The 20347-nt window shown below is 57.2% G+C and carries 24 protein-coding genes; 11 read left to right on the top strand and 13 right to left on the bottom strand.

All coding sequences use genetic code 11. The features are described from left to right. Nucleotides 1–412: 412 nt before the first annotated feature. From AACL53_RS12980 to AACL53_RS12960, 5 genes are all read left to right on the top strand, one after another. Entirely contained in the window at nt 413–982 is a 570-nt protein-coding gene (locus tag AACL53_RS12980) for a type 1 glutamine amidotransferase domain-containing protein (RefSeq protein ID WP_339084937.1), read from the top strand. Between the two features lie 73 nt (nt 983–1055). After that, complete coding sequence (locus tag AACL53_RS12975; RefSeq protein WP_339084935.1) at nt 1056–1211, top strand: hypothetical protein; 156 nt, start codon at nt 1056–1058, stop codon at nt 1209–1211. Then, on the top strand, nt 1208–2224 hold the full coding sequence (locus AACL53_RS12970) for an NADP-dependent oxidoreductase (protein ID WP_339084934.1): 1017 nt from the start codon (nt 1208–1210) through the stop codon (nt 2222–2224). The genes AACL53_RS12975 and AACL53_RS12970 overlap by 4 nt, the downstream gene beginning before the upstream one ends. Nucleotides 2225–2290: 66 nt before the next feature. After that, the gene (locus AACL53_RS12965) at nt 2291–2998 is read left to right on the top strand and encodes a TMEM175 family protein (RefSeq protein ID WP_339084933.1); all 708 of its coding nucleotides are present in this window, start codon (nt 2291–2293) and stop codon (nt 2996–2998) included. 56 nt (nt 2999–3054) lie between these two features. Next, the gene (locus AACL53_RS12960) at nt 3055–3888 is read left to right on the top strand and encodes an aldo/keto reductase (RefSeq protein ID WP_339084932.1); all 834 of its coding nucleotides are present in this window, start codon (nt 3055–3057) and stop codon (nt 3886–3888) included. A 70-nt stretch (nt 3889–3958) separates the two neighbouring features. Here AACL53_RS12960 and AACL53_RS12955 read toward each other — a convergent pair whose 3' ends face one another. The 6 genes from AACL53_RS12955 to AACL53_RS12930 form a co-directional block, all read right to left on the bottom strand. Next, nucleotides 3959–4225, bottom strand: a complete 267-nt coding sequence (locus tag AACL53_RS12955; protein WP_339084931.1) for a hypothetical protein — start codon at nt 4223–4225, stop codon at nt 3959–3961. Nucleotides 4226–4497: 272 nt separating this feature from the next. Next, complete coding sequence (locus tag AACL53_RS12950) at nt 4498–4752, bottom strand: hypothetical protein (protein ID WP_339084930.1); 255 nt, start codon at nt 4750–4752, stop codon at nt 4498–4500. 299 nt (nt 4753–5051) lie between these two features. Next, nucleotides 5052–6230: a hypothetical protein gene (locus AACL53_RS12945; protein ID WP_339084929.1), complete on the bottom strand. Its 1179-nt coding sequence runs from the start codon at nt 6228–6230 to the stop codon at nt 5052–5054. Nucleotides 6231–6320: 90 nt separating this feature from the next. Next, complete coding sequence (locus AACL53_RS12940; RefSeq protein ID WP_339084928.1) at nt 6321–6704, bottom strand: PRC-barrel domain-containing protein; 384 nt, start codon at nt 6702–6704, stop codon at nt 6321–6323. Between the two features lie 68 nt (nt 6705–6772). Next, on the bottom strand, nt 6773–7384 hold the full coding sequence (locus tag AACL53_RS12935) for a PRC-barrel domain-containing protein (RefSeq protein WP_339084927.1): 612 nt from the start codon (nt 7382–7384) through the stop codon (nt 6773–6775). 156 nt (nt 7385–7540) lie between these two features. Continuing rightward, nucleotides 7541–7867: a DUF1476 domain-containing protein gene (locus AACL53_RS12930; protein WP_339084926.1), complete on the bottom strand. Its 327-nt coding sequence runs from the start codon at nt 7865–7867 to the stop codon at nt 7541–7543. 733 nt (nt 7868–8600) lie between these two features. On the opposite strand from AACL53_RS12930, the gene dnaK reads away from it, so the two are divergent. Together dnaK and AACL53_RS12920 are read left to right on the top strand one after the other, a co-directional pair. Further along, on the top strand, nt 8601–10514 hold the full coding sequence (dnaK, locus tag AACL53_RS12925) for a molecular chaperone DnaK (protein ID WP_339084925.1): 1914 nt from the start codon (nt 8601–8603) through the stop codon (nt 10512–10514). A gap of 3 nt (nt 10515–10517) precedes the next feature. Continuing rightward, the gene (locus AACL53_RS12920; protein ID WP_339084924.1) at nt 10518–11045 is read left to right on the top strand and encodes a nucleotide exchange factor GrpE; all 528 of its coding nucleotides are present in this window, start codon (nt 10518–10520) and stop codon (nt 11043–11045) included. 154 nt (nt 11046–11199) lie between these two features. Here the strand turns inward: AACL53_RS12920 and AACL53_RS12915 are convergent, their stop codons facing one another. Continuing rightward, nucleotides 11200–11556 (bottom strand): chaperone modulator CbpM, encoded by a 357-nt coding sequence (locus AACL53_RS12915; RefSeq protein ID WP_339084923.1) that lies wholly within the window; start codon nt 11554–11556, stop codon nt 11200–11202. After that, nucleotides 11556–12470: a J domain-containing protein gene (locus AACL53_RS12910; RefSeq protein ID WP_339084922.1), complete on the bottom strand. Its 915-nt coding sequence runs from the start codon at nt 12468–12470 to the stop codon at nt 11556–11558. The genes AACL53_RS12915 and AACL53_RS12910 overlap by 1 nt, the downstream gene beginning before the upstream one ends. Nucleotides 12471–12815: 345 nt before the next feature. Here AACL53_RS12910 and AACL53_RS12905 point away from each other — a divergent pair, with 345 nt between their 5' ends. Together AACL53_RS12905 and AACL53_RS12900 are read left to right on the top strand one after the other, a co-directional pair. Beyond that, nucleotides 12816–13328, top strand: a complete 513-nt coding sequence (locus AACL53_RS12905) for a redoxin domain-containing protein (protein ID WP_339084921.1) — start codon at nt 12816–12818, stop codon at nt 13326–13328. Further along, complete coding sequence (locus AACL53_RS12900) at nt 13294–13830, top strand: thioredoxin domain-containing protein (RefSeq protein ID WP_339084920.1); 537 nt, start codon at nt 13294–13296, stop codon at nt 13828–13830. The genes AACL53_RS12905 and AACL53_RS12900 overlap by 35 nt, the downstream gene beginning before the upstream one ends. Nucleotides 13831–14029: 199 nt before the next feature. On the opposite strand, the gene AACL53_RS12895 is transcribed toward AACL53_RS12900, so the two are convergent. The 3 genes from AACL53_RS12895 to AACL53_RS12885 all read right to left on the bottom strand — a co-directional run bounded on the left by AACL53_RS12895 (nt 14030) and on the right by AACL53_RS12885 (nt 16926). Further along, nucleotides 14030–14344: a putative quinol monooxygenase gene (locus AACL53_RS12895; RefSeq protein WP_339084919.1), complete on the bottom strand. Its 315-nt coding sequence runs from the start codon at nt 14342–14344 to the stop codon at nt 14030–14032. Nucleotides 14345–14526: 182 nt separating this feature from the next. Next, entirely contained in the window at nt 14527–14835 is a 309-nt protein-coding gene (locus AACL53_RS12890; protein WP_339084918.1) for a UBP-type zinc finger domain-containing protein, read from the bottom strand. A gap of 360 nt (nt 14836–15195) precedes the next feature. Continuing rightward, nucleotides 15196–16926, bottom strand: a complete 1731-nt coding sequence (locus tag AACL53_RS12885) for an FAD-dependent oxidoreductase (RefSeq protein WP_339084917.1) — start codon at nt 16924–16926, stop codon at nt 15196–15198. Nucleotides 16927–16964: 38 nt separating this feature from the next. Here AACL53_RS12885 and AACL53_RS12880 point away from each other — a divergent pair, with 38 nt between their 5' ends. Beyond that, nucleotides 16965–17129 (top strand): hypothetical protein, encoded by a 165-nt coding sequence (locus AACL53_RS12880; protein ID WP_339084916.1) that lies wholly within the window; start codon nt 16965–16967, stop codon nt 17127–17129. Here the strand turns inward: AACL53_RS12880 and AACL53_RS12875 are convergent. Continuing rightward, on the bottom strand, nt 17113–17679 hold the full coding sequence (locus tag AACL53_RS12875) for a DUF308 domain-containing protein (protein ID WP_339084915.1): 567 nt from the start codon (nt 17677–17679) through the stop codon (nt 17113–17115). The genes AACL53_RS12880 and AACL53_RS12875 overlap by 17 nt on opposite strands. A gap of 629 nt (nt 17680–18308) precedes the next feature. On the opposite strand from AACL53_RS12875, the gene AACL53_RS12870 reads away from it, so the two are divergent. Next, nucleotides 18309–19136: a universal stress protein gene (locus AACL53_RS12870; RefSeq protein WP_339084914.1), complete on the top strand. Its 828-nt coding sequence runs from the start codon at nt 18309–18311 to the stop codon at nt 19134–19136. 353 nt (nt 19137–19489) lie between these two features. Here the strand turns inward: AACL53_RS12870 and AACL53_RS12865 are convergent, their stop codons facing one another. Beyond that, a complete protein-coding gene (locus tag AACL53_RS12865) occupies nt 19490–19972 on the bottom strand; it encodes a phosphate-starvation-inducible PsiE family protein (RefSeq protein ID WP_339084913.1) in 483 nt (160 codons plus the stop codon). Nucleotides 19973–20347: the final 375 nt, after the last annotated feature.

Below are 20347 nucleotides of genomic sequence, written 5' to 3'. Positions count from 1 at the left end.
AATGCAGTGTCGGAGCGCTGCATCACTTCGCAGATTTGACGGCTGTCATGGCCTCACCACCCCGGCTTCCATAACTATTGGCATATTGGCGACGCTGCGCCCGAGGTCCGCTGATGTTTGGCCCGCCAATCGGGCGCAACTCCACGCTTTGCAAGCCTTTGAGCAAGCCCCGCCGGGGAATTCTGAAGCAATGCCCGAAGCCAGAAAGGCTAGACAGTATCAGCGCTGACGGCAGTTATCGCATGCCGCGGATAATGCACAGCTGCGGCTGCAGAAGCAGCGTGACGACGCTTTAGCCTTCGCGTCTGCCGGTAGCACGCCGATGCTTCCTCTAACACCAGAACCAAGTTCACGCCGATAGCATTCCAAACCATTCGCCATCGTATTGGTAAAGATGAAAAGGAGTTGCAAGATGGCAAACCCCGATCTGAAAAAAAGGAAAATAGCTTTCGTTGTTACAGACGGTTTCGAGCGGGTCGAACTCACCCAGCCGCGCAAGGCTCTCGATGACGCGGGCGCGACGACGGTCATTGTATCTCCGAAGAGAGAACACGTGCGGTCATGGGAATTCACGGAGTGGGGCAACACTTTCTCAGTCGATGTACCCCTCGATAGCGCAGATGTTCAAGACTTTGACGCGCTTGTGCTGCCCGGAGGTGTGCTCAATCCGGATACGCTGCGCATCATCCCGAAAGCTGTCGACTTCGTGAAGGCGTTCTTTGAGGCTGGAAAACCAGTGGCGGCGATCTGCCATGGACCCTGGACTCTCATCGAGGCGGGCGCCGCAAAAGGGAGGCGGATGACGTCATGGCCGTCACTCAGGTCCGACCTAAAAAATGCTGGAGCGGAATGGGTCGATGAGGAAGCAATTGTCGACAAGGGTCTCGTTACAAGCCGTAAGCCGGACGACATTCCAGCCTTCAACCGCGAAATGATCAAGCTGTTCAGCGAGGCCCGCGCATCTAGATCGCAAGCTGCGTAGTTGGCGGATAGAGATCCGGCGCCTGCGAGCGATGACTTGAGGTGACGAATGTGATGAGAAGGCAATTGAGCCGATGAGCGAAACCACGGAAATCGCACGTGAGCAGACGATAACTGCTCCAGCCCTCTTCCAGGCGGTGAAGATCGGCAGATATGCGCTGCCCCATCGCGTCGTCATGGCGCCACTGACCCGCTCGCGAGCGCGACAGCCAGACAATGTGCCGACATGACTTCGATACCTCACAACGAAAGCGTCCTCTCTGGCGAGCATCGCGCGAGGATGCTTCCGAAAACGATGCGAGCAGCGGCAATCGACCACTTCGGCGGCCCAAAACAGCTCAAGATCCACATGGTTCCTGTCCCTGACATTAGCGCCGACGAAGTTCTCGTGGCTGTGCATACTGCCGGTGTCGGTCCTTGGGACGCCGACATGAGGGAGGGGGAACTCTTCGGACCACCCCGCTTTCCTTTGGTCCTCGGGACTGACGGTTCGGGCACGATCGCGGCTGTGGGTTCTCGTGTTCGGCGTCTCGAACTCAGTGAACAAGTCTACTCGTATAGTTACGAAAATCCCAAAGGAGGATTTTATGCCGAGTTCGTTGCGGTAGCGGCCGAAAAGGTAGCTCCAAAGCCGAAGTCGCTTCATCTGGAGGAGGCCGGTGCAATCGCAACGACAGGGCTCACCGCGCTTCAGGGAGTAGACGATGCCTTGCACGTAGCAAAGGACGAGAGTGTCATCATTTACGCCGCCGCGGGCGGTGTCGGAAGTCTTGCCATCCAATTCGCAAAATTGCGAAAAGCACGGGTGCTTGCAACCGCGACGACGGCCGAGGCCCTGGCGTTTGTGCGCGAGTTGGGTGCGGACGAGGCTCTTAATGCCGGCGACCAAAATCTCACCGGCGCCATTATGCGCTGGGCACCTGATGGAATTGACGCCGTTCTCGCGCTCGCCGGAGGCGTCGCATTGGACCGGTGCGTCAATGCTGTGCGCAAGGGCGGACGTGTGGCCTATCCGAACGGGGTGGAGCCTCTACCCAAACGGCGGAACGGTGTCGATTTCACCGCTTACGACGCGATAGCCGGTGTGCATGAGTTCAAGCGTCTGAATGACACCGTAGATGCATCGCGACTGAAAGTTCCTATCGCTGCCCGATATGGCCTTGACGAAGCAGCTAAGGCCCACGAGCATCTGGCGCAACGACACGTTCTTGGCAAGATCGTTCTTCGCGTCCGCAACGGCTAGCAGAAATGGATGCAGTCTCGGGCATGCGCGCCTGCGTCGTCGGTACCACAGCCAGGAATTTAGCGGATGCGCCAGAGAAAGGAACAGGCGTTTCAACGAGAAGTCGAGTCGGAACCTCCCTCGCTTCCGCGGGTGCGCCTTGCCGAGACCGATCGGCTCGAGGCGTTCAGCGACGGCGTCTTCTCGATCACGATCACCCTCCTTGTGGTTGAGATTGTGCGCCCTGAGCATGAAGCTGGGCATCTTCTGAACAAGCTGCTCGATCAATGGCCGAATTACGTCGCGTTCCTGGCATCGTTTTGTTACGTCGGCGTGATCTGGCTCAACCATCATGCGGTCTTCTCGCGAGTCCGCTATTGTGACCGCATGTTGCATCTCGCCAATCTTTTCCTCCTGCTGACGTCGGCACTGATACCGTTTCCCACGGCGCTCCTTTCTTTTGCCCTTCAGCACGGCAACCTCTTCGACGCGCAGGTGGCGGAAGCCGTCTATGCGTTGATCGGCGGGCTAATGTGCCTGGCGTGGCTGCTCCTGTTCCACGTGCTAACCATTCATCCATACCTGCTGCAGAAAGACATAAATCCGGGCTTTTTTCCGAAGGAACGAGTGCGAGCTTGGATCGGTATCGCTCTGTATGTGATTGCAGGCTTGATGGGATGGTTCTGGTCGCCGCTACTAGCGCTGGCGATCTATCTGTCGTTACCCATCTTCTATGGCATCACATACGAAGGACTGAGCGAGACGCGGCTTAGTCTGATCAAAAGAGGAAGATAGTCATGACTCTTCACATCAAGACGGTTGATCGCGGGCCTGCAAAACACGGGAGGACCATGCGAACTGTCGCGCTTCCATCAGGGGAGCGGGTGCCTGCGCTTGGTCTGGGGACTTGGCATTTCGGCGAAGACCCGGCGCTGCGCGCGCAACAGATCGCGACCTTGAGGCATGCAGTCGATCTCGGCGTCACGCTCATCGATACTGCCGAGATGTACGGTGAAGGCCTTGCGGAAGAGCTGATCGGCGAAGCGCTGAGTGAGCGACGCGACGAAGTTTTCCTTGTCAGTAAGGTCTATCCGCATAACGCATCATTCTACCAACTCCCCGTCGCCTGTGCGAACAGCTTGCACCGCCTCAAGACCGATCGGATCGATCTTTATCTGCTGCATTGGCGCGGAAGTATTCCCCTTCACGAGACTGTTGCCGGATTTCAAGCACTTCAGGATGCAGGCAAGATTCGCTACTGGGGCGTCAGCAACTTTGACACCGATGATATGCAGGAGCTCTGGAACGTTCGCGGCGGGACGGCCGCGGTCACGAACCAAATCCTGTATAACCTCACGCGGCGCGGTCCCGAATGGGAATTGCTGCCGTGGATGCGGCAGCACAAGATTCCAATCATGGCTTATTCGCCGATTGAGCAGGCACGCCTTCTTAAAAATAGGAGGCTCATAGAATTTTCGAAACGGCATGGAATGACGCCGGCGAGCGCTGCTCTCGGTTGGCTGCTTGCCAACGATGACGTGATCGCAATTCCTAAGACCTCCAGTCCGGAACGTCTCGAGGAAGACGTCGCTGCATTGAGTATCGAGCTAACTGCTGAACAGCTCGCAGAACTCGACAAATTATTCCCCCCGCCCGACGGCCCGCGCGCGCTCGAGATGCTATGAAGCCATTCTCGGCGGCAGCGGGGCGTGCGACGTCACCCTGGCGCTTATCGATCTGACGAAAATCGGGCCTTCACGTCCTCGGCTTTGGTTGATGGCCGGCGTGCGCTCTTGGCTCTTCCTGAGCCGATCGCAGCGTGATTGCCGTGGCAAGATCCAAGAGGTCCTGTTCGAGTTCGTCGCGCAGCGTAATACCCATAAACGGTGACATGAAAGGCAGGGCCGCTTTTCCGACCTGCGTCTGTGGGCGGGCCCGAAAAATCAGCATGATGCGGGACCCGCCCCCAAAAATTCCGTCGATCACATGATCCAGATCAAAATCTATGTCGGGATCTTCCACCGATAAGCGCATTTGTCGGGGTGGCTCAAGACGCGAGACCTCAAAGAGCTGGGTCGTCTCGCGGCCGAATAAAAAGCGTGAGACACGCAGCTTTGAACCCTCAGTGACCGGCTCCGGCGTCAGCAGTTCGACGCTTCGGATCGAGCCGATGATCAGAGGCCAAGCCCGGACATCCGCAAGAGTTGCGAAGGCGTCGCGGGGAGACGCTGGGACATTCCTTTTGAGGTTTATCTGCATGACCATCCTAAATCAGCCGCGAACCTCACCGAACATCAACGGAGGTTTGAGTCTTCGATGGCCAAGATGAGCAAGGCTGATTCCTTGATGTTTGCAGGAACTCGAGCGCCGTCGTTCACTACCTTCAGAACAGCGTCGGCAAGCCGTGGCCGCGCTTCGTCGCGGAGTCTAGGGCGACCCTCGTAGCGTTTTTCGATCTCGCTCCAAGCGCCTTCGAATGCATCGACGAGAATGTTCAAAGTCTCCGGATCATGCGGTTCTGCACTTGCAAAGAGTTCAGCGGTTTCCATCGAATCTCCGCGTCTTCAAAACCTTGGGACGATGGTTCGCGAGTATGCGCAGCAAATGCTGCTCGAGATATGTCGCAGATTGAGAGTTTCACCGCATTGATGGTTGTCATTCTTCCGGACTTTGTCCATCGAGCGATGTGCGGAACGTGAAGCAGGGTCTCCGGCGTTATTTTAAGATTTAAGCGCCCCGCGCTCTGTTCCAACAATTGACGATCATCAGTATGGTGCCGAGCGAGCGCGATGCCAAAATCTTAAAAAAGTATAAGCGTTAATCGCTGACTTCCGGCGAATGTGCCAACTCAAAGCCGAAATCGCAAAATGGCGACCAGCGGAGCGTGATCCGGAAGCTCTTCATTGGAAGCGCCCAGCACTCGCGCTCCTTTGATGAACGCCCGCTTCGCGATCTCGTCGACAACGCTATAGGTCTCGGCATCATCTGAAACGGCGTAGGTAACGCTCCCATCGTCGTCGTCAACTATGCCGGGAATATTTGCGTCGATATCGATGATCAGCTTATCGATCGCTCCGTATGTAGCGCAGTGAGCGGCGTATGATACGTCCGTCGTCGCAAACCGAGGTTTCAACTCGTCGTAGTCGCCAAGAATCTTTTGGATCTCCCGCATATACGAGCGTTCTAGAACAGCCAGGGCGTCGTCCGAGAGCTGCGCGTCATTCTTGTCGTCTGGATTGCCGGAGATCATATCCGGTAAGAGATGGGGCGAGGAACTATGCGATCTGAATATCGAGGCTAGGGGCTCCTCCGAGGCAAGTATCAAGGGCGTGTCGCGGCCGGTCAGGACCGATTTGAGAGCATTGTCGACTTTGTGCACGTACTCCTGCATGAGCACCTTTTCATACTCGGGCAGCATAAGGTTGATACTTGGCGCGCGCGCATACACGAGCAGGCCTTCGGGTAAGCTCTTTGGAAACTTCGGAACGTGAACGACCTCCGGCTGCATATTCGCGAAGATGTGAAGGAGGCGGGCGCTGTTCTGGGTGAGCGCCAGCACGTAAGCCTCGTGCGGCATCGTCATCGTACGCACCAGGGGCTGGATATGAAACCGGTCAGCGACCTCCGCCAACGGCTTTACCGCATTCGACAATCGAAATGTGCGCATGCTTTCCGGTGTGGCGAGGATGCCCAGCCCTCTGCTCTGTGACTTCCAGAACTCGGATACTTCCTCGAATTTCTTGCGGTACCGCTGACGTAGCCTGACTTTCTCCTCGATATCAGGGTCCTTATTGATGCCTAGAAGGTGCTCGAAGTGATGTGAGAGATGCGAGAAGCTCTCCTCATCGAGATTGACCTGCTGCAACTGACGCACTGCGTCCTTCACTAAATCCTTGAGAAGGAGGCGATTGGCATGACCAGCTTCCCGCGCCGGATTGATCGGCAGATAAATCGATACGCAGGTCTCGTTGCGTACAGCGGCTAGCCCCTTGAATTCGGAAACGTCCGGTATGTCGACATTCTGCATCGGCGAATCCCTTCGTGGCTCAATGCCTGGAATATTGAATGCACGTGGTCAGTCGAGCATCTGGCGAGGCCGACCAAGCGAAGGCCGATTTCAATGATTGTAGAGAAACACTGGGAGCTTTAGCAGAGCTGCGCGGTCCGCGCCCGGCAGGATGATCAAGCCTGACGGATCATCGAGTTTGAGGCTACGGAACGGAACCGCGATCAGTGATCCGCTAATTCCGACATAGTCGCCGACGACCAATACAACAAATACCTGATTGTCATTCCTTGAAAAGATAAAATCATCGATCCTGCCAACGTCCTCTCGTTTCTCATTGACGACCGTTTTTTGCTTTAGATCTTCGCCTCGATAGCCCTTTGCAACATCTTTGAGGTCTAGCGCTACGAGGCCGACCTCCCCGGCGAACGTCGGGGCGGATAGCAAGACAACCGCGGCGGAAAGAACTGTGCGCAAGAATAATCTGCGGACCATCTGTCGGTGCCTTCATAGTTATCGCTGACCCCTGAGCCAACCGCGCGATAAAACGGATCAATGCGTGTTCAAGGCTTCATCGGAGGCACGGCTTTGTCGATCGCTCCAGTGGGTCCCGAGGCTTGGGAGCCCGAGGGCGAGGACATTGTCGGGACAACGCGCGAGAGGAGACCTGTCGGCGCGGCGCCCAGAGCTTTGTATTCGTATCCCGCCAACTTCATCAGTTGTTCCTTGCTGCCACCGCCTAGCACGATTTTATCGCCCTCCGCATCGATCGAGAGGTCCTTGTAGGGAACGACGACAAGCTTACCGCCTATGCCCAGAAAGCCACCGACCTGAAGCACAGCAAAATTGACGTTGTCACCCTCGATCACAAGTTCGTCCAGGGTGCCGATCTTTTCGCCCTTGGCATTGTAGATCTTGGTACCGATAAGCTTTGAGGCTGGATAGCCTTTCGCGACGACCTTGGCGTCGACCTCGACAAGTTCAATGCTTGCGGCGGCACGCGCGGGCTTATTCTCAAGCGCCGTGAACAGAATTGCACCGATCGGAAGCAGGGCGGCGATCAGGAGCAGATGGAAAGGATACGTCTGAGAGCCAACAGGCGACCGGACGATGACGATCGAATTTGCAATGAGATCCGCAACGGCAAGCGTCCGTCTAGTAAAATCGAGAGTCATGAATGGCTCCTCTTTGAGTGCTACCACGCCGGCCCATACATGCGAGCTATCTGTGATTTTGGACAGGCGTGCCTCTTCGAGCCATGATAGCCGTCAATTTTTTGTGGCCGCGTTACCTGGCATGACATGCACCTTCCTCATCCGCTTTAACTTGCCTCATACGTTCGGCTCCGCTTTGATCTCCTTCGCGGCCCTCGATTGAAACTCCAGACTCGTCTTTCTGAGTTCATTTGCTGTGACCCCAACGCCATTGGCTTCGAAGTCGCTCATCACTTTTTCGAATACCCCCTCGCTTCCGCGGGTCACCTGAATTTCGGTAAGCTCCCTGATATACTCGCCGACCGCCGATCCGGAGAGGTTAAGCTTCGCCGCCGCCCATTCGCCCAGAAGCTTGTTTCGGCGCGCTTCAATCCTGAATTTCAGTTCCTCGTCGATGGCAAACTTCTTCTCGAATGCCCTTTCACGCTCTTCGAATGCGGTCATGTCTCGGCTTCACTCTTGGCTGCACGACTTTCATGGATGAGGGCCGCGAAGAAACCCCGGGATGCAGTAGCGTTTTCCCCGCGAGAGGCCTCGGATGCTCCGAGGTAACTCCAACAGCTGATATGAACTGCCCGGAAAGTCTATGACAGGTATCAATTCTATGGGGCGCGAGCGGAGCCAGAGAACAAGGAAAATACGGGTTTCCCTACGGGGATTTCACCAATTTACATCGCGCTCGGCAAGCCGCGCATTTTCGGGTCGGCGCTAAGGCGCGGCGATGAACTATTGGTCCGCAGAAACGGTGTGATTGGTCCACTTCTATCGCGAGGGCATTTGTCCGCACCAGAAATGACGACCGTCAATGACAACGCCGATCATCGAGCTAATATTTTGAGCAGCATGGTGTGCGTTTCTTCCGTCAACTCTGAGGCGCGGCGGTTCGACAGCTGTGCCTCTATTTTTTTGTCACGCATCGATTGCATGATGAGCAAGCAAATCGGTTTGTGCAAACCGGACTGTCAAGGCGTTCTGCCGGGCTTCGTTCGCCGTGACGACTGTCAGTTTTGAAGTCTTTGCGGCGTGCCGCGCCGGATTCGCTGCGAGCGCTTGACAACCTGGATAACGAAGCCTCCGCCGATGCCCTGTTGGCGTCTTGACAACCGTCATGGCGGCAATCCCGCAGAAGCCGTTGACTGTATCTCAGCGAATATGAATCGGAGCGATGGAGGCAGAAGTGGCCACCAAAATAATTGGCATAGACTTGGGAACGACCAATTCCTGTGTCGCTGTGATGGAAGGCAAGCAGGCGAAGGTCATCGAGAACGAGGAGGGAGGGCGGACGACGCCTTCCGTTGTGGCGTTCACGAAGGACGGTCAGGCACTTGTTGGTCTGCCCGCAAAACGACAGGCCGTAACCAATCCAGAAAACACGATCACTGCGATCAAGCGGTTGATCGGGCGCCGTTTCGACGACTCGATTGTAAAGAAAGACGAAGCCCTGGTCCCCTACAAGATCGTCCCCGGAGACAACGGCGATGCATGGGTAGAGGCCAACGGCAAAAGATATTCACCGTCCCAGATATCCGCCTTCATCCTGCAGAAAATGAAAGAGACGGCGGAGCGGTACCTCGGCGATAAAGTTACTCAGGCCGTTATTACCGTGCCAGCCTATTTCAATGACGCGCAGCGGCAGGCGACCAAGGACGCGGGCAAGATCGCGGGCCTCGAAGTCCAGCGCATTATCAACGAGCCGACAGCAGCGGCTCTCGCTTATGGGCTCGACAAAAAAGGTCAGGGAACGATCGCTGTCTACGATCTCGGAGGCGGTACGTTCGACATTTCAGTTCTGGACATCGGCGATGGCGTTTTCGAAGTTAAAGCGACCAATGGCGATACATTCCTAGGCGGCGAAGACTTCGATAAGCGGCTTATGGATTACGTCGCCGACGAGTTCAAGAAAGAGCAGGGCATCGATCTGCGCAATGACCGTTTAGCGCTGCAGCGCCTGCGGGAAGCGGCCGAGAAGGCAAAAATCGAACTCTCGACGACAATGGAGACGAGCATCAATCTGCCTTTCATAACGGCAGACCAGAACGGGCCAAAGCATCTCGATGTGAGGATCACGCGCGCAAAATTCGAATCGTTGGTCGACGATCTGGTGCAACGCACGATCGAACCATGCAAAGCCGCGCTGAAGGATGCGAAGGTCGATGCAAAGAAGATCGATGAAGTGGTGCTCGTCGGCGGCATGACCCGGATGCCGAAGATCCAGGAGACCGTGAAGCAGTTCTTCGGGAAAGAGCCGCACCAGGGCGTGAACCCGGATGAAGTCGTTGCCATCGGTGCAGCGATTCAGGCTGGCGTGCTGCAAGGCGATGTCAAAGACGTGCTTCTTCTTGACGTAACACCACTCTCGCTCGGCATCGAAACATTGGGCGGCGTATTCACGCGCCTCATCGATCGCAACACCACGATACCGGCGAAGAAAAGCCAATCGTTCTCGACCGCTGAGGATAACCAACAGGCCGTCACTATCCGTGTCGGCCAGGGTGAACGCGAGATAGCAGCCGACAACAAACTCCTCGGTCAATTCGATCTCGTCGGAATTCCCCCGGCACCGCGAGGCGCGCCGCAGATCGAGGTGACTTTCGACATTGATGCAAATGGCATTGTCCATGTCTCCGCCAAGGACAAGGGCACCGGCAAGGAGCAATCAATCCGCATCCAGGCGTCTGGCGGTCTTTCCGAAGCCGACATAGACAAAATGGTGAAAGAGGCCGAGGCGCATGCCGCCGAGGATAAGAAACGCCGAGCGCTGATTGAGGCGCGAAACCAAGCGGAAAGTATAATTCATTCGACGGAGAAGTCACTCGCCGAGCACGGCGCCAAACTCGAACCCGCGGACAGGACGGCTATCGAGACGGCCCTTTCCGATCTCAAGTCCGCAGTTGCCGGAGACGATGCTGCGCAGATCGAAGCGAAAGCCAGTGCCCTCAGTCAATCCGCAAGCAAGCTTGGCGAGGCGGCGCAGGCACAGACTGCAGGCGCTGGCAACCAGAACGCGACGTCGAACGAAGGAGCGGGCGATGACAACGTCGTCGATGCGGAATTCGAGGACGTCAACGACCAGAGGCGTTCATCGCATTGATCCATGGCTGAGCAAGACCAAATGCGCCCTGTCGGCGCCGAGAATGAAACAAAACAGCCCCAGCAACCGTCCACGGTGGAACTCGCGGCGGAACTGGCAGCTACTAAAGATCGCTTGTTGCGGGCGCTCGCAGACCAGGAAAACGTCCGCAGCCAGGCGCGAAGAGACCGAGATGAAGCTGCTAGATTCGCGGCTTCGGGCTTTGCCCGCGACTTGCTGTCATCGGTCGACAACCTGGAGCGCGCCATTGCGAGCGTCCCCGAAGCCGAACGCTCCTGGCCCGTAGTTGCTAATCTTCTGCAAGGGGTCGATGCGACGCGTCGAGCCCTTCTAGACACATTCGCCAATCATGGCCTTGTGCGGATTGACCCGCTCGGAGAACCGTTCGATCCGCACCGTCATGAGGCAAGCTTTGAGGAATCCGATACGCAGTGCTTGCCGGGAACAGTGACGAGAGTTATTCAGCCCGGCTACATGCAACACGACCGTCTTCTCAGGCCGGCTCTCGTGGGCGTCAGCAAGGCGGCGTGAATCTGCCCGAGAGAACATGTCGACGAACTAAGGTGCTTGTACGCATTATCACGATCAATTCTTGGCAGCTATGCCGAGCAGTAGGGGTATGCGCTGATACGCACGAGAACGCACGCCCCGAGGGGGCGCGCTCGACTTTTACCGAGAGCTGTTACTATCGGCCGTAAGCGGCTTTGCGTCGGTGCCGTTCGACCCATTCCGGCTTGAATGCGGCGACCGTGATGTTCCGTCCGTCGGAGCCATTCCGGATTGCCATCGTTGAGACGACGTGCAGCGCGCTGCGCAAAGCATAGATCTGATCGATGAGATGCAGAATTATGGAAATTCCCTCATCGTTGACGCCCATCGAACCGCGAAGATCGAGAATGAGCCGCACCCGCGCAAGATCGATCGTCGAGAAACGCTGGCCGGACCGCGTTTGCCTCGGACAGATCCATCCAGCCTTAGTCCAAGTTTGAACCGCTGCAGACGAAATTCCAGCCAATCGGGAAAACTCTTTCGTATCGAACATCACACTCCCATCTTTTGCCGAGGATTGTGGGCTTTTCCGGCCGACCATCTCTCGGCAAATGCCACAAGCTCTGCATCCGGCTGATCGGGGAGCATGATCTGCAGGGTTAGATATTCGTCGCCCCGCTTACCGTCTCGCCCTGGGACGCCTTTCCCTCTCAGCCGAAGGACCTTTCCGGTATTGGACCACTTGGGAATCGTGGCCGCCACCGGTCCGGCGGGTGTCGGAACAGTAACCTTGCCACCGAGCACGGCCTCGGTAAGAGAAATCGGCAAGTCAAGACGGATGTTCCGGCCGTCGCGTTTGAAAAATGGATGTGGGCGGACGGTGATCTCAATGAACGCGTCTCCCGCGTTGCGGCCATCTGGGCCGGCATCTCCCCGTCCCGCCAGACGAAGCGTTTGACCATCATTTGTGCCGGGCGGGATAACGACGTCGAGACTACGCCCGTCCGGCAGGGTGATTCGCTCCGATGTGCCGTTCACAGCATCAAGAAAATCTACCTCCAGGCGATAGTGCCTATCATCGCCGCGTGCGCGGAAGCCGCGCCGGTCGCCTCGGGAGAAAATAGCCGATAGAATGTCGTCTGCATTCCCGAAGTCGCCGAAGCCCGACGCTGTTTCATATCGCTGCGCCCCCGCGCCTGCCTGTGCGAAGTCGCGATAGTATCGCCGTTGTGGCCGCTCAGCACCCGACGCATCGATCTCGCCGCGATCGAAGCGGGCACGTTTTTCCTCGTCGCTCAGGACGTCATACGCAGAGGAGAGCGCCTGAAATTTGCTCTGCGCCTCCTTGTCACCGGGGTTGAGGTCGGGATGCAGCTTCTTGGCCAGTCGGCGATAGGCGTTCTGGATGTCCTTCTGGGAAGCGCTCCGTGGTACCCCAAGAGTATCATAGGGGTCGGCGCTGGCCATCGCGTCTGATCTCCCTTGCCAATAATCGCGACGATGATAGGCCGTAAGTGCGCATCGTAAATTGACGGTCGTCAACGACGGCACGTCGTGCGAGGCGTCATCACCAAATTCCGCGCTCTCATGCAGCTCTCGAGCAGGAGAGAAGTTCTGTTCGGCGACACAACGCTTTCACCACCTGAGTACTGGAGCGTGAGGGCTTCTTGGCGCACTGACTGACTCGGCCTACAAATCTGACGATCGTCAAGGCGGACCCGCAGCCAATCGTCCTATCGTTTCTTCTGTTCCGGCGGACTGCGCATATGCGGCCGCCGCTATGGCGACATTCGGTCGAGGACGGAGGCGATCGTGACCAACATCCTAGGTAAAGGAGTTCGGGCCCCAGGCTTCACGCTCAACGTCACCCCGGACCAAATGCTATCTCTTGACGAGTTTTCCGGGCGACGGGTGATCCTTGCATTTTACCCCGCTGACTGGAGTCCGGTCTGCGGCGACCAGTTGAGTCTCTACAACCATGTCCTCTCCGAGTTTCGGAGGTACGGCGCCGAGCTGCTCGCCATTTCTGTAGACGGCGCTTGGTGCCATCAGGCGTTTGCGCAAGATCGCAAACTGCATTTTGCGCTTCTTTCGGACTTCGAACCGAAGGGCGCCGTCGCCAAATCCTATGGCGCCTACCGAAATAAAGATGGAGTGGCGGAGCGAGCTTTGTTCGTCGTCGATGAAAAAGGAACAATCGCTTGGAGCTACCAATCGCCAATCGCTGTTAATCCGGGCGCGGACGGCATTCTCGACGCCCTGGAATCTCTTCCTTCGCAGGAAACGTCCAATGTCGCGACTAAGAGTGCCAGTAACGCCGCTTGACCATATTCTTGGAAAGCCTCACGCGCCGGTAATGCTCGTCGAATATGGCGATTACCAGTGTCCGTTTTGCGGGGCTGCGCAGCCGGTATTGGCGCAAATTTTAGCGCAGTTCGGCGACAGCGTGAGCTTGGTCTTCCGGCACTTTCCGCTGGTCGAGATTCATCCGTTCGCCGAACCGGCAGCGGAATCCGCAGAGTTCGCGGGCAGTCGTGGGGTGTTTTGGCAGATGCACAGAGCCATTTTCGCCAATCAACATCAGCTCAGCATACCATTTCTCATCAACCTCGCTGCAAGTTTGAAGCTTCCGCCAATTGCGCTTCGCGATGCGCTTGCGGCGCAAACTTTCGCGAGCAAGGTTCAGGCCGATTTCATCGGCGGCGTGCGAAGCGGCGTGAATGGTACGCCGACGTTCTTCGTGAACGGAACGAGACACGACGATCCCTATGGCGTCGCAAGTCTACCGTCCGCGATCGAGCGTGCAATGAGCACGGCAGTCGCATGACCGGATCGAAGTTACCATTCGTGACGCTGTCCCCAACAGTGAGCAAAATGTCCAACATCGGCACGTGCGAGACAGAACTAGCAGTTTGAGCATTGAAAAATTTGGGCTCATCGTCACCACCTGAGGAGTGGAGCATGAGACCTAAATCCAATAAGGACTGCGGGGTTTTTCCTTGATAGAAAGGTCGATTGCCAGGCGGCTAGCCCTTCGCTTCCCGGAGCTTGGAAACGAGTACGTCAACCTTTTCGATCGTGGGCGGTTTAGCGAGCAGCGCTGCGGTCTCATTCGACATCAGAGCCGCTGCGACACGCCCCGAAAGATGCGCGTTGCGTCCGGAATCGTCCGGGAAGGCATCGAAAATGCCGAACGTCGACGGCCCCAGTCGTAGCGCGAACCAGACTGTCGTCGCAGGCTCGGCTTCAACGATCGGCAATGCACTTGTAAGGAATTTTTCGACGGCGGTCTCCTTGCCGGGCTTTGCCTCGAGGCGAACGAACAATGCAACGGTGACCATGAGATTTCCTCCATCATGCGGCGCCTTGGGTTTCGGGAAGTGTATCTCGAGATGCCGGACTGAGGCCGATCGAGGCGAGAGCAGCACACCTGCGGCTAGCCGCCGGCGAGCGGTGTCTCTCCGGCACGGTGCGTTCAGAACCCATCGCGCAGCAAACGCACCTGCGTTCAATCGCGGGGACCTTAGTAATATCGCGGAATCGGCCCTAGATGCGGCGTCGGCCGGTCCGAAAGATCGAAGAACACTTCATCGATGTAACACCAGCCCCATCCTTCCGGCGGATCGTAGGCTTCGATGATCGGGTGCTTCGTTGCGCGAAAATGTTTCGTAGCGTGCCGGTTCGGGGACTGATCACAGCAGCCGACATGACCGCAGCTGCGACAGACCCGCAGATGCAACCACGGATCGCCCGATTTTAAGCATTCCTCACACCCGAGAGCGCTTGGAACGACGTCGCGGATTCGCGCGATATGTGCGCAATGGTTCGCCATACTCAACTGTTCTCCGACGTGCATTCCCGCAACATTGGAGAATATATGGTTGTGAACAGGTGTGTGAAATGACGCCCATCAAGGTGCAGGTGAGTTCGGGGAAGCATTCGGATACCTATCTTGTTTCGGCCGATGTCTGAGACCTCAGCGTTGTCGAGATCGCGAAGCGCGCGTTCATCAAAGGAACTCACTCGACCGCTGGCTGTGCTTCCGCTGACGCTTCGCTGGTCGTCGTTTGGCGCTCTGTGCTTTGGATCGCGCCACATTCGTCGAAGTCAGCACCTTTAAACCATGTGAGTTTGCTCAGCCCCTTTCGGATGTCCGGGGTTACCCCCTGATCGTCGGCTCGTCCACACACGGCTATCCAGAATGCCCTAGTAGCACAGCATCTGTTTGCGTTCGTTCGCCGATCGATTCTTTGCGCTCTTGCGCGGAAATTGAGCTCTCGGCGAGGTATGAGTGCAGTTCCGCGACGACTGCCGCGCCTTCCCCGATGCCGGCCCCGACCCGTTTCACCGAACCCGAGCGGACATCCCCGATGGCGAATATGCCGGGTACACTCGTCTCGAGCGCCCGAGACCGTCCATCAGGCCCAGCGGACGCGGGCACGTCGCTTTCGCAGCCTGTCGTAATGAAGCCTTTAGCATCGACGGCAACACCGCAACCCTCTAGCCACTTGGTTGCGGGATCGGCGCCTATAAACAAGAAGACGTTACGGATCGGCTTCTCGGTCTCCTTACCGGTTGGTTTGTGTTGCCACCTTACCCGGGTGAGCCTGCCCTCCTCATTCCCGGCAAGCGCAACAAGCTCGGTCTCCATCAGGACCTCGATGTTAGGCGTTTCCTTGATGCGGTCGATGAGATAGTGGGACATCGTCGCGTCCAGGCTGGGTCCACGCACCAGCATCCAGATCTTTTTCGCGTGGCGGGATAGGAAAACGACTCCCTGGCCGGCTGAATTGCCCCCACCGACCAAAACAATCTCGGCATCTCGGCACATGCGAGCCTCGATCGGCGAAGCCCAATACCACACGCCGCGGCCCTCGAAGTCCCGAAGGTTCGGGATATCCGGCCGCCTGTAGCTGGCCCCCGAGGCTACCACCACGGCCCTGGCCTTGGTGGGTCTGCCCTGCTCGAGTTCGAGCGTGCGGGGCATGTCGTTGCAGTGAAGCCGCTTTACCGGCACCGGGATGATGATCTCGGCGCCAAACTTCTGTGCCTGAACATAGGCGCGCCCCATGAGCGCCTGGCCGGAGATCCCGGTCGGAAATCCAAGGTAATTCTCGATGCGTGAGCTTGCTCCCGCCTGTCCCCCAAAGGCGCGTTGCTCGAAGACGATCACCGACAATCCTTCGGAGGCTGCATAAACCGCCGTTGCGAGCCCGGCGGGACCCGCGCCGACGATAGCCACGTCGAAGGTCCGGTGCGGCAGGTCGGTACGCGCCATGCCGAGCATTTGCGCGAGTTCAGCCTCGCTGGGATTCTTGAGCACCGTTCCGTTCGGGCACACCGCCAAAGGCAGCTCGTTGGGCCCGTAACGATCGATGAGTGCCGCCGCTTCAGGATCCTCGCTGGGGTCGATAACCTGATGCGGTTGAGCATTTCGGGCTAGGAAACCCTGCAGCCGCACCATGTCGGGGCTCTCGGCGGGACCGATCAAAACGGGCCCACCCGATCCCATCTCGATCAAGGCGACACGTCGCAAGATTAGTGCGCGCATGATTTTGTCGCCGAGATCGGTCTCGGCAATAAGTAGGTTTCTCAATTTTTCGGGAGGGATGAGAAGCGCTTCGACGTCGGATACGGCATGCCCATCGACCAGCGCGCGCTGGCCCGACAGCTGGCCAAGCTCGGCAAGAAACTCGCCAGGGCCCTGCTCTACAATCGGTTCACGGTGGCCCAACGGATCCCGGCGCGAAACAAGGACCCTTCCGGAAATGAAGACGAACATACCGGGCGCCTCTTGACCGGCAACGAATAGAGGCTCGCCCGATGCGTATCGCCTGACTTCACCGAAGCGGCGCAGCCTGTCGACTTCTTCAGGCGTAAGCTTCGGGAGCATCTGATCGCGGCGGGTATCGATTGTAGCCATAGGGAGCCCCAAAAGATGACACGAAGCGCCTAGGTATCATGCTGCACATTTGTGAGATCATGACGGCCGTCAATTACGGCGCAAAGGTCGTGGCGCAAGGCTATCTGACATCCGCGCTTTTCTCGGGATCGGCGGACGTTTCATCGCCGTTCTATATGACTCTGGAAAAGCTGCCTGAGTTCCGCTTTAGAAGTCCCGCCTAGCGGATGTCGTGGTTATTGCCGATCGGTGCAATTTGATTGAGAGGGCAAGCATCGCCACGCCGAACGAAATGGAATAGGCAAGGAGCCAGTTTGCGAGCTTGCTTGCATCGGTTTCTGCGGCCGGTCCTGCGGCTGCCTGCAGCGCACCCCACGCGATCGATATTCCCCCACTGAAAGCTAGAAGCAAGCGACCATAGCCATCGGCTAGGCGCCGTGACGCGGCCAGAGCAAGCGCGCCGGTAAGAACCGCCCATGCGCTTGTCAGGTGCACGAAGGGGATGATCGCCAGCTCCGGCATCGCAAGTATTACGCCGGCCATTGCGAGGTTGATCGAACCTTCGAGGATCAGCATCTTCCATCGCTCTCCGCGCTGGATCGCTCGAATACCGGATATGATGGCGAAGATCCCGTCCGCCGTGACGTACACGCCAAAGGCTGTGATGAGTGATGCGACTGTTGGCCGGGGCAGCGTCAAAATAAAGATGAAAGCAATCGCCGCAATCACGCGCAATCCGACTGCCCACCAATTTCGCGCTAATCCATCGCTCATTGGGCGAGACCGCGAACCTCCATCATCCGCCGCGTGCAAGGTTCGAGACCAAATGTCCGCCTTCATAGTGTGAACTCACGTCGAAACGACCCCATCGTCCGCAAACGATGATCCGCTTTCTAAGCGAAGTTCGCCGGCCGGAAACTGATGGTCATCAATCTTGTGGCAAGCTGCAAATTTGATGTTGTTATGGGCAGCTCTCGGTAAACGGTCTATCCCGAACGCCGAGACCAGAAGAATAATCGGATGAAACAAATCGTATTGCCGACTGTCCTTGCAACGGCAGGTCAGCGAGTAGTCCGACGGGCTTAAGCAGCTCGGCCTCCGTTTCGCTCCGATCGGATGCCGGACGTACCTCTCGGATCAAAGGCTGTGAGGGAAAGGCCGTTGGGCTCGTCGACCCGAAAGCGTTTTACATATTCGGCCGCTGTTATGGCAAACACTCGACCTTGTCGGTCGCAAACATCTGCTAACAGCCGCTGAAAAGCGGCGCGCACAATGACGGCCATCAAAATTGCGCGAGAGCAGTTCGGCAATCATGACGACGATCAATTACAGAGTCTGGCAGTGCCGCATTGTGCCACTTGAGAAAGGGTGAACTGAGCGGATCAACAGCCGAGGGCGACGCGATGATCAAAGACGTGATGGTGTCTCTCGATGGATCGGCCGCAGACCAAACCCGACTGCACGCTGCCGAAAGCATCGCCGACCTTTATGACGGCCGGATCATTGGTCTATTCGTGAACTTGCTGCCGGCTTTGTTGGCCGCCGATGCTGACATGGCCGCCCTCGGCACGGTTAGCCTTATCGAGAAGGCTAAGAAGGAGGGCGATCGCGTTAAGGAAGACTTGACCAAGCGGCTCATCGCGCTGGGACGACCTGTCGAAATCCGCCGCTTCGACGCCTTTATCGAAGAGTCAGCCGGCATAGCCGCCCGCGAGGCACGCTCAGCGGACGCATTCGTTGGACTGCTGCCAAATGAATCGCGTGAGCCCAACGACCTTGTCGAGAGTGTTTTGTTTGGATCGGGCCGACACCTGTTCCTGGCTCCCCATGGCAAACCCGAGACCAAGTTCCATTTTGAAAGCATTCTCATCGCCTGGAATGGTAGTCGCGAAGCGACCCGCGCCCTCGCCGAAGCGATGCCATACATGCGTAGAGCAAAATCAGTGGAGGTTGTTCTGGTGAGCGAGGATGCCACCGATGAACCAGAAGCCATCGTGGCCGACGAGGTGCTTGACCATCTGGAGCATCATGGCATTCCGGCGGAGCTGCGCCATATTATGAACCCCAAGGAGAGCGTGGGCAAAGCCCTTCTTGAAGAGGCGCGCCGTCGCGACGCGGATGTTCTGGTGATGGGTGGTTACGGCCATTCGCGTTTGCGTGAATGGCTGCTTGGGGGTGTCACGTATGAGCTTCTTAATAGCTCTTCCGTCCCGCTTATCATCGCTCATTAGCAACGGTGGAGAGAACGTCCCTGTCGGACTGGTCTGCTGGTGTCTAGGTAAGGATTTGACTGCGCGGCCTCAGCACCGGCATCCGAAAAGCACAGTCATGCGGATATCACATGTCGCTTGCTCGACACCATGCGCGACTCCGAGTTCGAAGTCAGCTTCCGCGCTAAGCAGCACTGGCATCCGCTTCGTGATTGATCGGGGCCCCGTGATCGGGTTCGGCGCCGTGGTCATGAACCTTTAGACATCCAGCTCGACATTAGGGCTTGTTCACCGTCCTTCGACCGTTGGCGAATTCCGGGAAACGTGAACAGGCGACGATTGGCGCGCGCTGTCGCCGCGCGTCCCGAGCGGGTTTAGATCGCTCCGCCATCCTCGGTCGTTCGAATTGATCTATCTTGCTCGCGTACGGCCCAATAAACGCCGCCCAGAGCCAGGGTCGACGCCGCTAAGGCAAAGAGCAGGACCGCATCAGCGTTTCCGATCTCAATGACAATGAATTTGCGCAACACGGCGAGCAAGGCGATCAACACGACCGCGCGAACCTGAATGATGCTGTGGCCACGTTCGAGAACTCCCATGATCGTGTGGTTGAACTCCAGCGCGATCAGTACAATCATGATCATGCCGAATATGGATTGGAACACATCCGGACGAGAGGGGTCGAGCAAGCCGAGGCGAAGCAACTCGAACGCCGTTTGGACCAAGTGGAACAGAGCGCCAGCGATGACGACCGAGATGAGGAAACCCAGTAGCAAGACAACGACCTGCTCGAAACGCTGATACAGGTTAAGTCCAGCCCAGTTCTCACGGGTTTCGCCGAGGATCCGACCAATCATTTCAAGCCTCTTTTCTGACGCGCTCTGTTGGCGTACCGGATGGATGCGATACCGACCGCCATCCGCGCCGGCGAATGATCCGCCGCTTGCGTAATCATCCGCTGGCTGTTGCAACTTCTCAAGTTGCGATCATACTCAACATGTCTTTACCGCTTTGTGAACCTTATTCCCGGTAGGAAGCGTCCGCGCTCGAGCTGATGGCCCGCACGACAAAGAACAGGAAAAATTCATTAAAAAAAATTGTTCTCAACAGCCGCTGTTCATCAGCTGGACCGCTTCGACAGCGGGTAGTGCGGCGCACGAGGGCGCATCGTGTGATAAGCGGCCATTGCCGCGTTACTTGTGGCGTCAACGATTTTGATGCTGTTTTGTAAT

The sequence above is a fragment of the Hyphomicrobium sp. ghe19 genome, from assembly GCF_902712875.1.
Taxonomy (GTDB): Bacteria; Pseudomonadota; Alphaproteobacteria; order Rhizobiales; family Hyphomicrobiaceae; genus Hyphomicrobium_B.
The sequence above is the reverse complement of the archived record's forward strand: the minus strand, read 5'-3'. Positions and strand labels throughout refer to the sequence as shown.